The 12888-nt window shown below is 47.7% G+C and carries 10 protein-coding genes; 5 read left to right on the top strand and 5 right to left on the bottom strand.

Going from position 1 to position 12888, the window contains the following annotated elements; all coding sequences use genetic code 11:
• Window positions 1-64: 64 nt before the first annotated feature.
• The gene (locus tag L4D12_RS01665; RefSeq protein WP_428446073.1) at window positions 65-886 is read right to left on the bottom strand and encodes a DUF2989 domain-containing protein; all 822 of its coding nucleotides are present in this window, start codon (window positions 884-886) and stop codon (window positions 65-67) included.
• A 194-nt stretch (window positions 887-1080) separates the two neighbouring features.
• On the opposite strand from L4D12_RS01665, the gene L4D12_RS01660 reads away from it, so the two are divergent.
• Entirely contained in the window at window positions 1081-1389 is a 309-nt protein-coding gene (locus L4D12_RS01660) for a YeaC family protein (RefSeq protein ID WP_428446072.1), read from the top strand.
• Between the two features lie 41 nt (window positions 1390-1430).
• Here L4D12_RS01660 and L4D12_RS01655 read toward each other — a convergent pair whose 3' ends face one another.
• From L4D12_RS01655 to sppA, 3 genes are all read right to left on the bottom strand, one after another.
• Window positions 1431-2114: a glutathione S-transferase family protein gene (locus tag L4D12_RS01655; RefSeq protein ID WP_428446071.1), complete on the bottom strand. Its 684-nt coding sequence runs from the start codon at window positions 2112-2114 to the stop codon at window positions 1431-1433.
• Between the two features lie 189 nt (window positions 2115-2303).
• Complete coding sequence (gene ansA / locus L4D12_RS01650) at window positions 2304-3314, bottom strand: asparaginase (protein ID WP_428446070.1); 1011 nt, start codon at window positions 3312-3314, stop codon at window positions 2304-2306.
• An 89-nt stretch (window positions 3315-3403) separates the two neighbouring features.
• Window positions 3404-5257 carry a signal peptide peptidase SppA gene (sppA, locus tag L4D12_RS01645; RefSeq protein ID WP_428446069.1) on the bottom strand — a complete coding sequence of 618 codons (1854 nt, stop codon included), beginning with the start codon at window positions 5255-5257 and terminating at the stop codon, window positions 3404-3406.
• A gap of 254 nt (window positions 5258-5511) precedes the next feature.
• Here sppA and L4D12_RS01640 point away from each other — a divergent pair, with 254 nt between their 5' ends.
• From L4D12_RS01640 to mnmH, 3 genes are all read left to right on the top strand, one after another.
• Window positions 5512-7524: an NADPH-dependent 2,4-dienoyl-CoA reductase gene (locus tag L4D12_RS01640; RefSeq protein WP_428446068.1), complete on the top strand. Its 2013-nt coding sequence runs from the start codon at window positions 5512-5514 to the stop codon at window positions 7522-7524.
• Window positions 7525-7654: 130 nt separating this feature from the next.
• Complete coding sequence (gene selD, locus L4D12_RS01635; protein ID WP_428446067.1) at window positions 7655-8695, top strand: selenide, water dikinase SelD; 1041 nt, start codon at window positions 7655-7657, stop codon at window positions 8693-8695.
• 2 nt (window positions 8696-8697) lie between these two features.
• Window positions 8698-9786: a tRNA 2-selenouridine(34) synthase MnmH gene (gene mnmH, locus L4D12_RS01630; RefSeq protein ID WP_428446066.1), complete on the top strand. Its 1089-nt coding sequence runs from the start codon at window positions 8698-8700 to the stop codon at window positions 9784-9786.
• Between the two features lie 105 nt (window positions 9787-9891).
• Here the strand turns inward: mnmH and L4D12_RS01625 are convergent, their stop codons facing one another.
• A complete protein-coding gene (locus tag L4D12_RS01625) occupies window positions 9892-10686 on the bottom strand; it encodes a glucosaminidase domain-containing protein (protein WP_428446065.1) in 795 nt (264 codons plus the stop codon).
• A 183-nt stretch (window positions 10687-10869) separates the two neighbouring features.
• Between L4D12_RS01625 and L4D12_RS01620 the strand changes: the two genes are divergently transcribed.
• Window positions 10870-12861 carry a DNA topoisomerase III gene (locus L4D12_RS01620; protein ID WP_428446064.1) on the top strand — a complete coding sequence of 664 codons (1992 nt, stop codon included), beginning with the start codon at window positions 10870-10872 and terminating at the stop codon, window positions 12859-12861.
• Window positions 12862-12888 lie beyond the last annotated feature (27 nt).

Raw genomic sequence — 12888 nt, 5'->3', positions numbered from 1 at the left:
GATCGCCTCAAGATGGTCTTACACCGTGAGGGCTCTAGGTTAAAGTGGGTGACTGGTGCAGCAATTACTGCACCATATTTGCGTTGAATTGTCCGTCACGAATGGCCTCGGCAATTTTTTCTGCCTTCAGATCTAATGTTTCTCGCTGCTGTGTTGTCATTGGATAGAACGTTGATAATTTTGCTTGGCTGGTGACGGGGATCGACAGTTCCTTGCCTATTTTAGCCCATAGGTAAGCCGTATTGGTGTGACCTTGCTGGTGGCTGAGAGTGGCCAGGCTTTGTATGATTTCAGGTTTAATGACTTGATTGGGCTGATACAGCTCCAGCGCATGCTTGAGTAGCCTGATGGTCTTTTCTTGATCCTTAGCCGTGTAGTAGCTGGCTAAGCCAAATTGAAGATCCGGCGTTTCTAATGAGGGTGAACCTTCTAACCTTAAGAATTGTCGAAGTGCGGCGCGCTCGCCTTGACTCCAGCGGAAATAGAGTATGTCAGGATCAGTGGAATGAGCCAGTTCTGTATTTAAGCGTTTTATTGAATCATAGGCATTGATTAGCGCGCGGCTACGATTCGTTTTTCGCTCCTTGAACTCTGTTGGTTCAATCCTTGCCGCGTATTCAAGGCATTTTTGATAGTCGTAGGTGAATTTCAGTTCTTGAAATTTTTCGCTATCGCTTGGATTTTTGTAGACATCATAGCGCTGCCATATCAGGCTCGCTCGTTGTAATCGGCATTGGCCATCATTCAAATTAGTATCGGCACAAAGTTGAGGGTAGCCTTCGCAGAGGCTATCGGTGGAACGGTGACGCTCGAAGCAACCTGATAAGAGCAGTATGCTTGTGAGTAGTGCGGTGTATTGAATAGTTGTACGTAACACTCGGGTCATAAGAGAGCTGAATTCTGTTGAGTAAGTCGATGACATATTACCAGATGTCGATCTCTTCAAGAACTTGCAAGATGACGAGGAAAAGATGTCGGTTTGTTGCAGTGTGATCTCATAGGCAATTTATTGACGCCTTTTGGGTGAGCTTTAGAGGAAACTGATATTACTGCTACATAAATTAATAGAGAGAACGTCAAATGGAACTTGAAACACTGCTTAAGGCGCTCACGCCTGAAATTTATCAACGTATGTCTGCTGCCGTTGAAACAGGAAAATGGCCAGATGGTACCTCATTGACAACCGAGCAACGTGATTCGGCGCAACAAGCTGTTATGTTGTATCAGTCTCGCCATAATCATGATGCGGAGCATATGACGGTGGATCAAAGCGGGGAGATTAAGTTTAAATCTAAAGTGGAATTGAAGCGTGATTTTGGATTTGATGAGGCGGAGAGTCAAGTGCCGTCACAGCAAGAGATCGTCCGGGTAGGGCACGACAAATTGTAGTCTTGCTGCTGTGATGACCATTTGTTGGTGCAGTATTTAGATTAAGAGTCGCCGCGAGACGGTGTGCCCAGGATCACGGGATGACAATAAAAACTGCCCAGTTCGTGATCTTCATTGCTGATCAAATTGGCAATCCAAGGTTCCTGCTCGATATGATTGAGGTAGGCATCAAGCCGAGGATAATGTGTGACTCTGAGTCCTGCCATCCAACCACTGCGCAATACGCTCCATAGGCTAATTTCCGCCATTGAAAAATGCTCACTAATGTACCCATCATGGGGTAGTTGTTCTTCTAGATAAGTCAGTGCAAGCGGTAAATGGTGCTCAAGGCAGAGCTCAACGGCTTCATTATCAATGTCTTTATTGAGCATTTTTCCTCGTAGGATGTTTTGATAGAACAACACCCCACCGATTAATGATGTCAGCCGTGTATCGGCATATTCTTCCAGCCATCGGATTTGTGCGCGTTCAGTGGCATTGCCTGGGTAGAGTGGCGGGACAGGGTAAAGGTCATCAAGATAGTGGGCGATAACCGTTGAATCAAAAATGTTATGCCCGTCATGCTCAAGCACTGGGACTTTTCCCATTGGATGACGCTTTTGAGCGAGCTCTTTTTCTACATAGGGGTTCAGAGGTTGTAGTTCATAGCTGATCCCTTTATAAGCCAGAGCCAACATGATTTTTCTGACCAGAGGGGAGATGGATGAACCATGAAGAATCATCATTTTTGCGCCGTCTCATCATTCATTGAATAGTGAAAGTGTAGCCGAGTTGGCGTAAAGCGGATGGGACGTTTGAGGATAATAAAACGGGAGCAACTTGCTCCCGTTTGGGTGTCATGATGAATGTCGGTCTGAATGTCCGGATCCGAGAAGTAGATTCGAGACGTTGGATATCAGATGTAACACGCAAAATTAGTGAGTGAGTTCACCGCGAAGATCTTGCTGCATCATGCTGCGAACGGTTTCTGTTGGCAGATCTTGGCTGAGCAAATAGTGCAGTTTGGCCAATGCCGCTTCCGGTGTCATGTCATAGCCACTCAGTACCCCGGCATCAGCCAGTGCACAACCCGTGGCGTAGCCACCCATATTGACTTTGCCTGATAAGCACTGGGTAAGGTTCATTACAATGACCCCACGCTCAGTAGCTGCTTTCAGTTGAGCCAGTAATTCCGGATTTTGTGGGGCATTACCGACACCAAATGTTAGTAGGATCATGGCATTCACTGGTTGAAGCAGTGTATTTCGGATCACTTCAGATGAGATCCCCGGATACATGGTGATTACACCGATAGGCTGCGGAATGATGTTGTGAACTTTAAATGGGCCTTCCGGCTTTTTATCGATCTCAACATTGTTCAGCTGAATGTTAATCCCGGCTTCTAGTAGCGGTGGCAGGTTCGGTGAAATGAAGGCACCAAAACCATCCGCATGCGCTTTAGTACTGCGATTACCGCGGATCAACTTGTTATTGAAGAATACAGTGACTTCGTTAATCGGATATTTAGCCGCAATGTGAAGGGCATTAAGCAAGTTGCTTTGACCGTCGGAACGCAGTTCTGCAAGTGGAATTTGTGAGCCGGTAACAATAACTGGCTTGTCTAAGTTTTCGAACATGAAAGACAGAGCAGACGCTGTGTATGCCATGGTGTCAGTACCATGCAGGATCACAAAACCGTCGAATTTGTCGTAGTTCGCTTTGATATCATCAGCAATGCGTTGCCAATCCGTTGGCGTCATATCCGATGAGTCGATCAAAGGATCATATTCATGGATAGTGAATGTAGGCATTTCTGCACGATGGAATTCTGGCATGCTTTCCAGTTGCTTTTCCATAAAACCAGCAATAGGAACGTAACCATGGTCTGATTTCTGCATACCAATGGTGCCGCCAGTATAGGCAATGTAAATGTTTTTTCTTTCCATAGTGAGGTACAGAATTATTGGTTTGGTGGGCGCATTATACGGTTAATAGCACGTAAAAAAAGCCCGACAACGCCGGGCTCGTCTCACTTTTAAAGATTGAGGCAGTTTATACAGAACGCATACTGGCCTTTTGGATCATTAAAGTTACTGAGGGTTGTTAGGTCTGTTACAACCTGTTGGCTGACAGGTTGCAGCGCCTCAGGTACCCCTCCCCAGATGACTTCCGTCATCCAAACTTTCGCATCTGCGGTAAATTGCTGCATAAAAAACTCGAAAGGGCTTAATGGCATCGCCATCCAGCGAAGTTGGTAATTGTTGTCTAAATTAGCCAGCTCGGCAGTACTCGCGACGGCATCATCGAAATCCCCCAGTTCATCCACTAAGCCTAATTCAAGCGCATCTTGCCCGGTCCATACTCGGCCTTGGGCGACGCTGTCAGCTTGTGCCAAAGACATGTCACGATATTGACTGACGAGGCCAATGAAGCGCTGATAACCGTGATTGATCCCTAATTGAAAAATCTCTGCAATCCCATCAGGCAGTGCTCGGGTGACGCCAACGCCGGTGAATGGGGTTGTGCCAACCCCATCACTGTTAATGCCCATTTTCTCTAACCCTTTTTCAAAGGTCGTCATGATGGCAAAGATACCAATTGAACCGGTGATCGTCGTGGGATCGGCTAAAATTTTATCGGCACTGGCTGAAATCCAGTATCCGCCAGACGCCGCCACGCTGGACATAGATACGACAACGGGTTTGCCGGCTTGTTTTAAGGCGTCAACTTCATTGCGGATCACCTCAGACGCGAAGGCACTTCCTCCCGGGCTGTCCACTCGAAGCAGAACGGCTTTCACATTATCATCAAAGCGCGCTTCACGAAGCAGGGCGGCTGTTGTATCTCCGCCGACATTTCCTTGCTGCTGTACCCCATCCATAATGGCGCCACTGGCGACGACAACGGCAATTTGGTTATCGCTGGTTGGGATTTCAGTTGGAAGCAACGTTGGCAGATATTCGTAGTAGCTGATCTTATTAAAACTGTGATTGCCGTCGCTGCCAAAGGCTTCAATCATCTTCTGGCTAAGTTGCGGACGCGTAATCAGCTCGTCGACGAGACCCATGTCGAGGTTGAGTTTGGCAAAATCGCCATCGACGGCTTTAAATTGCTCAATAAAGTTGTCTAAATCGGGACTGATCACCGCCGTGTCAATGCTACGATTGCGTGCAACATCAGAGGTGAATGCATTCCAAAGCTGGTTTAGCCAAACGGTATTGGCTTCACGGGCAGCATCAGACATACCGTTTAGCGTATACGGTTCAACAAAGGATTTGTAGGTACCGACACGGAAGACATGTGTGTTGATCTTAAGCTTTTCGAGCAAACTCTTGTAGTAGAGGCTATAAGTGCCATAGCCCTGAAGTAACACGCCACCATCAGGCGACATAAAGATGGTATCGGCATAGCTCGACAGGTAATACTGGCTTTGCTTGTAATTATCCCCATAGGCATAGACGGGTTTGCCCGTTTGCTTAAACTCTTCAATGGCTTTGGCGATATAGCGTAATTTAGTCAAGCTGGTCTCGGGCATACCCTTCAGGTTGAGTATCAAGCCTGTGATGCGATCATCGGTTGCGGCAGTACGCACGGTATCCACGATATCAAACAGAACATTTTCTTGTTCCGGTGGCTGGCCGAGTGCATTGTTGGTGATGGCATCAACCGGATTAATCGCAGAGCGTTGCTCTACAATTGGGCCGGCTAAGTCAAGCACCAGCGCGGCATGTTCGGGTAACTCTGGACCTTTAGCACTTTGATTAATGATGAAAAGCCATCCGCCAATAATGATGAAAAAAAGGAGGTTGACGATGACTTGGCGAGTGAAATTGATGAATTTCCCCATCCAGCGAAAGAGCGTTCCTATTCCTTTGAAGATCACTTTCATGAATATTCCTGAAATTTTTGTACGATTTCTTTTATCCTAACTGAGTCAGTCAGGAATGGCAGTAAGAATTCTTATGTATTAAGTGGTTTACAGAGGTAACTGCGGCAGACTACGCATCATTCTGCTATACGTTGACTGTATATAAATAGCGATCTACATCAATAATATGTTATCACAATGTAAACAAGTGTTTGATAAAAGCGTGTTTGGTTTATATACTGGTCAGACCATAACAACATAAAAGAATGGAAGCCATGGACGATAAATATTACCCGCATTTGTTAGCTCCGTTAGATCTTGGTTTCACTCAGTTGCGCAATCGTGTGTTGATGGGATCCATGCATACCGGGCTAGAAGAGTCTCGGGATGGATTCAAAAAACTGGCTGCTTTCTATGCGGCTCGTGCCAAAGGTGGCGTTGGTTTGATTGTCACTGGTGGTTTCTCACCGAACTTCCGTGGTCGGCTGCATCCTTTCAGTGCCGAATTTAGTTCGGCAAGAGCTGCACGTACACATCGGACGATCACTGATGCCGTTCATGAAGAGGGGGGTAAAATTGCCCTACAGTTGCTGCATGCCGGGCGATACGCGCTGCATCCCTTCGCGGTGAGTGCATCGGCCATTAAATCACCGATTGCAAAGTTCACACCTAAAGCGATGAGCCCTCGTCAGATCAAGAAGACTATCGATGCATTTGCTCGTAGTGCCGAACTGGCAAGGGAAGCGGGATACGATGGGGTCGAGTTAATGGGATCCGAAGGTTATTTGATCAACCAGTTTATCTGTAAGCGGTCTAATCACCGTACTGATGACTGGGGGGGCAGTTATGAAAACCGGATCCGTTTCCCGCTAGAGGTTGTTAAGGCTGTGCGGGCGCGGGCTGGTCGTGATTTCATTATTATCTTCCGCTTGTCGATGCTGGATTTAGTTGAGCAAGGCAGTACTCACGAAGAGGTTGTTCAGTTAGCGAAACAACTTGAGCTGGCTGGCGTGACGATTTTGAATACCGGTATTGGCTGGCATGAAGCACGGGTTCCAACGATTGCAACGCAGGTACCACGTGCTGCGTTTGCTTGGGTAACGGAAAAACTCAAGTCAGAAGTATCGATTCCACTGGTTACCTGTAATCGGATCAATACCCCGCAAGTGGCGGAGGATATTTTGGCTTCCAATCAAGCTGATATGGTCTCAATGGCCCGGCCATTTTTGGCTGATCCGGATTTTGTGCAAAAAGCAGAAGAAAATCGGGCTGATGATATTAACACCTGTATCGGGTGTAATCAGGCCTGTCTCGATCATGTTTTTGTGGGTAAGCGTGCCAGCTGCCTGGTCAATCCACAGGCCTGTTATGAGACTGAACTAATACTTACGCCAACAGCCAACCAGCGCAAAGTCGCCGTTGTTGGTGCGGGGCCCGCTGGGATGGCAACGGCGGTTGCGGCGGCTGAGCGTGGTTTCCAGGTCGACTTATTTGAAAAAAATGATCATGTCGGGGGGCAATTCAATTTGGCAATGCAGATCCCTGGCAAAGAAGAATTTAAAGAAACCATCCGCTATTTCACCCGTCGGCTTGAGCAAACAGGCGTTAATGTAAAATTAGGTCATGCGGTAGTGGCGGATGAGCTGGCCAATTATGACGAGGTCATTGTTGCGACAGGGGTGCAGCCACGTAAACCAGCGATCCCTGGGGTTGATCATAAAAAAGTGATTGATTATCAAACGCTGATTCGGGATAAAATTAAGCTTGGCCCTCGGGTTGCTGTGATTGGTGCTGGCGGCATCGGGGTTGATGTGTCAACCATGCTGACGGAGCCTGAGCATCAGAGTTTAGATGAGTGGTTAACGGATTGGGGAATTGATAAAACGCTCAATCATGCTGGTGGTTTGTTTGCACATGAGCAATATGTCAGTCAGCGTCAGGTTTGGTTAATGCAACGTAAACCTGGCCGGATAGGAAAAGGACCGGGGAAAACGACAGGTTGGGTCCATAAGAAAGTGCTTGAAAAGCGAGGGGTTGAGCTTCTTAGTGGTGTGAACTATGACAAGATTGATGATCAGGGGTTGCACATTACAGTAGAAGGGCAATCACGGGTCTTAGACGTTGATAACATTGTACTTTGCGCGGGTCAGACGTCGGTAGAGCTGCTATCAGACGCATTACGTAAGATGAATGTTAATGTGCATGTTATTGGCGGCGCTGATGTCGCGGGTGAAGTGGATGCGAAGCGCGTGATCCGCCAAGGGGTTGAACTGGCTGCGAAGTTGTAGTGAGTCTGTTTGTACTCCGCTGGCGTACAGTGAGAAGGGGAGCGACTGCTCCCCTTTTTGATCCCGATGGATGACAGGATCTGGCTGCAGGAGTAGAATCCACGCTCTTGTTATTTTATCGGAGCGTGTCATGGAAAATGTTCGCCTTACTCAATACAGCCACGGGGCTGGATGTGGTTGTAAAATTTCTCCCCAAGTTTTGGATACAATCCTTCACACTCAAATTGCTCCGTTTGTCGATCCGAACCTGCTAGTCGGTAATGAAAGTAAAGATGATGCAGCAGTTTATGATCTCGGTAATGGCACCGCAGTTGTAAGTACCACTGACTTTTTTATGCCCATTGTTGATGATCCGTATGATTTTGGCCGAATTGCAGCAACCAATGCGATCAGTGATATCTATGCCATGGGCGGTAAGCCAATTATGGCAATTGCGATTTTGGGCTGGCCGGTAAATGTACTGGCGCCGGAAATTGCCCAGAAGGTGATTGAAGGCGGCCGTGCTGTTTGCCGTGATGCGGGTATTGCATTAGCGGGTGGTCACTCAATTGATGCACCGGAGCCAATTTTTGGCTTGGCCGTCACCGGTATTGTCGATACTGATCGTGTTAAGCGTAACAACCAAGCGGAAGCTGGCTGTAAATTGTATCTGACTAAGCCATTAGGTATTGGCGTGCTGGCAACGGCTGAGAAGCAATCTAAGCTCAAGGCTGAACATCAGGGTTTGGCTCGCGATTGGATGTGTAAGTTAAATAAACCCGGTGCTGATTTTGCCGATATTGCTGGTGTTAAAGCAATGACCGATGTAACGGGCTTTGGTTTGATGGGACACCTGAGCGAAATTTGTGAAGGTAGCGGCCTGAAGGCGAAGATCCAGTTCGATCTTATTCCGCATTTGCCTGGGGTATTTGATTATATCGAGCAAGGTTGTGTTCCGGGTGGAACTGGCCGCAATTTTGCCAGCTATGGTCATTTCTTAGGCGCGATGACAGAGCAGCAGAAATCGCTACTGTGTGATCCTCAGACATCTGGTGGCTTGCTGCTGGCTGTTACTCCGGAAGCTGAACAAGACGTTCAGGCTGTTGCTCAACAACATGGAATTGAGTTAAACGCGATTGGTGAGCTGTTTACAGCGGCTGAAAGCGATGCTGTACTGATTGAGATTTGCTAGTTATGTCACGTCCAAATTGCGAAGATTTCCAACAACTTTTTGTTAATGATACCCCGTTGATGGATATGCGCGCGCCGGTAGAATTTGTCCAAGGGGCATTTCCTACTTCGGTGAACCGTCCGCTGATGTCGGATGATGAGCGTAAAGCCGTTGGTACTTGCTATAAAGAGCAGGGACAGGAGGCGGCGATTGCGCTTGGTCACCAATTTGTTCACGGTGATGTGAAAGCAGAGCGGGTAGCCCAATGGAAAGCGTTTTGTGAAGCAAATCCCAATGGCTATCTCTACTGTTTTCGTGGTGGTTTGCGTTCACGTATTACCCAGCAATGGCTGAAAGAAGCCGGCATTGATTATCCGATGGTGGTTGGTGGTTATAAAGCCCTACGCCGTTATCTGATAGATACCATTGACTCGATTGCTGAACAGCCAATGACGGTTATTGGTGGAAATACCGGTAGCGGTAAAACCATTTTGATCAATGAGATCAACAACGGTATTGATCTGGAAGGCGCCGCAAACCATCGAGGTTCATCCTTTGGCCGTTACGTGACCGCGCAGCGCACGCAAATTGATTTTGAGAATGTGCTGGCTATCGATATGTTGAAAAAACAGGCTACAGGTGCAACGCATTTTGTCTTTGAAGATGAAGGCAAAAATATTGGCTCAGTGAATACACCGTTGTCGATTAATCTTGCGATGCAAAAGGCGCCTGTTGCAGTGATAGATGATCCGCTAGATGTACGTTTAGGTCGTTTATTGGATGATTATGTGATCCGCATGCAGCGTGATTTTTGTACTGATTATGGCGAAGAGCTCGGTTGGGTGAAGTTTGCTGCATACCTGGAACGCGGTATGCTCGGTATCCGCAGGCGATTGGGTATCGAACGTTTTGATGTGCTATTAGTGGCTCAGCAAGCGGCGATTCGAGAGATGCAGTTAACGGGTGATCTTTCTGGGCATGAGGCATGGTTAAAGCCATTACTTGAGCAGTATTATGATCCTATGTACACCTATCAGTTGAATAAGAAAGCTGATCGTATTGTGTTCCGTGGTGATTATGCAACGGTTCAGGCATGGCTAGCTGATCGTTAATGTTAAAATAGTCGATCGTATTGAATATTCAGAATTGGATATTCAGGATTAAAAAAACACCCGGTGGATTTCTCCTCCGGGTGTTTTTATTTGTGCGGCGCGGGATCAAGATGAGTGAGATGGTGCGGTCATGTACTGACTGTCATCACGGATCATCGCTCGAATTTCGTTGACATATTTTTCGCCGATCTGGGAATAGTCAATTAATCCTGGCGCAAGCGCATCTGCGGTGAGTGGCAGACCGTCTACACGGCGCTGGGCACGGATATCACGCAAGGCTTGGTAGGCTGGGTTGGTATTGACGTTGGTAAAGTAGGCTTGGATAGCATCCGTCGTAGAGCCAAAGCGCTTCACTTCATGATAAGACCCGCTGGTTTCTTCATGAGGGAAGATCCCGCAGCCTTTGGTATAGCACCATTGGCCAAAGTAGTTGTTACCCTTAACGGCAAAGCGTGAGGTTCCCCAGCCTGATTCAATGGCGGCCTGGCTCATGACTAAAGGTGCAGGAATGATATCGACCCGTTTAAGGATCGCTTGTTGCCAGGCTTTATCCACGCCAGAGGGTGGAATTGGCAATTGGTATTGGTTTGCCATGGTTGTTAAAAACGAGGTGGTCGCAAAAGGCGTTGATGAGTGAAATTGGCTGATTAATTGGGTGCGATCATGCTCAATGCCGGCATTAACCTGATTAATCGCTGGAGAAAGGTAAGCAAAAAAGCGGGATTTTTTAGTCGCAACGTCTTTGATTGCGGCAAAATCAGGTTTGTGAGCAGTAGAAAGTGAGTGACTGATTGGCGTGCTGGCTTCTGCGGGTGTGGCATGCACATGCAATGCAACAGTGGCGGTCATACTGACGGCGGCAGCAAGTGTTATTGCGCCAAGGGTGTTTCGTGTAGTCATAGCGATAACTTCTTATAATATTTACAAATACCTTACGCTTATCTCTGTGGCACATCAAGCGAATGAATATTCCCCATAGGTATCACCCTTGGTCTTCTGCTGTGTATTTATCCAGTGTTTGGTTGCCGCCAACAGTACTTTTCGGTAAAGTCACGCTATTGAATTTGCAGTGTGAAGCCATGAATGAGTCGTTTGTATATTGCTGAAAAGCCGAGTCTTGGCCGCGCTATTGCCGCGGTATTGCCTCGTCCTCATAAAAACCAGAATGGTTATATTGAAGCGGGTAACGGCGATATTGTTACTTGGTGTATTGGCCACTTGTTAGAGCAGGTAGAGCCTGATGCGTATGATGAACAATACAAGAAGTGGAATCTGGCTGACCTGCCAATAATCCCCGAGCAGTGGTTACTGGCTCCTCGGAAAACAGCCAAACAACAATTGGCGGTAGTGAGGAAATTATGCAAGCAGGCGACAGAGGTCGTGCACGCGGGTGATCCGGATCGAGAAGGCCAATTGCTGGTTGATGAAGTGATTGATTACGTGAAATTGGCACAAGGGAAAAAAGCCGCAATGCAGCGGTTGCTGATTTCGGATCTTAACCCCTCGGCTGTAAAACGTGCGTTGGGTAAACTGCGTAGCAACCGTGATTTTATTCCGTTGTCGGTATCGGCATTGGCACGCTCTCGGGCTGACTGGCTCTATGGCATGAATATGACCCGTGCTTATACCTTGCTGGGGCAGAAAGGGGGGTATCGCGGGGTGTTATCTGTTGGCCGGGTACAAACGCCGGTACTGGGTCTTGTTACCCGTCGTGATGATGAAATTGCCAATTTTATACCTAAGCCATTTTATGAATTATTCGCGTTGATCCCTTATCAAGATATGGTGATTCGTGCACGCTGGAAGCCGAGCGATGCATGTCTGGCATGGCAAGATGAAGACGGACGGATCCTTAATCGTAAGCTGTGTGAGAACGTGGTGAGCCGGATCAAGGGCCAGCCCGCGGAAGTGACTCTGTCTGAACGTAAAGAAACTCGCCAGTCAGCACCGCTACCGTACTCGCTATCCGCGCTGCAGATTGATGCGGCTAAGCGTTTTGGCATGAGTGCTGCTGATGTGCTGGCAACATGTCAATCGCTGTATGAGAAACACAAAGTGATCACTTACCCGCGCTCCGATTGTCGTTATTTGCCCGTGGAGCATTTTAAGCAAGCCTCGGAGATCAGCCAAGCCATTGCAGCCATCGATAATGGCCTGTCGGCAGCGGTGTCAGGCGCAGATTTCAGTATCAAATCTAAGGCATGGAATGATAAGAAAGTCGGGGCTCACCACGCCATTATTCCCACCCCTAAAGCCATCAATGCCGCAGGCTTGAGCGCGGCTGAGCAGAAAGTTTACCAGCTGATCGCTCGTCAGTATCTGATGCAGTTTTATCCGCCTGCGGTGTATAGCGAGGCGAAGCTTGAGTTTACGATTGCGGGGGGCTTGTTTATTGCCCGTGGTCGCCAGTTGCTATCACCCGGTTGGCGCAAGTTATTGGGTCGTGATGATAAAACAGAAAATGAGTTGGATTTGGCGGATAAAGTCCCGCCGTTAGAAACAGGAACGGTATTAATCTGTCATGATGGCGAAATTTGCGACAAAATGACCGAGCCACCAAAAGCCTTTACTGAAGCGACGCTGCTACAGGCGATGACGGGCATTGCGAGGTTTGTTTCTGATAGCTCGTTGAAGAAAATCCTGCGAGACACCGATGGGTTAGGGACCGAGGCCACCCGAGCCGGGATCCTTGATATTTTATTTAAGCGCCAATTGCTGATACGGCAGGGGAAAAGTATTCATGCAACAGATGCAGGTCGGGGGCTGATCTATGCGTTGCCTGATGAGGCAACATACCCTGATATGACTGCGCACTGGGAGCATCAGCTGCAAGACATGGCTGAAAAAAAATGCGCCTACCAACCCTTTATGGACGCGTTAGAGTCACAGGTAAGCCGTTTGATGGATAAAGTGAAAACCAGCGATGTGCCGCAAAGTCTACGAGATTTAAAATCACCGGAACCGTTTACCAGCAAGAAAGGACGTTATAGTAAAAAAACGGGAAGCAGTAAAAGTGGAATTCGTCGCTCAAAAAACGCGACAGGAACAACCACCAAACGCCAAAGCAAAAAATAATGATAGGTAGTGATTATTTTTGTTGTC

It is taken from the genome of Photobacterium nomapromontoriensis (assembly GCF_050336815.1).
GTDB classification, from domain to species: Bacteria; Pseudomonadota; Gammaproteobacteria; order Enterobacterales; family Vibrionaceae; genus Photobacterium; species Photobacterium nomapromontoriensis.
This window is presented reverse-complemented; position numbering and strand designations above follow the sequence as displayed.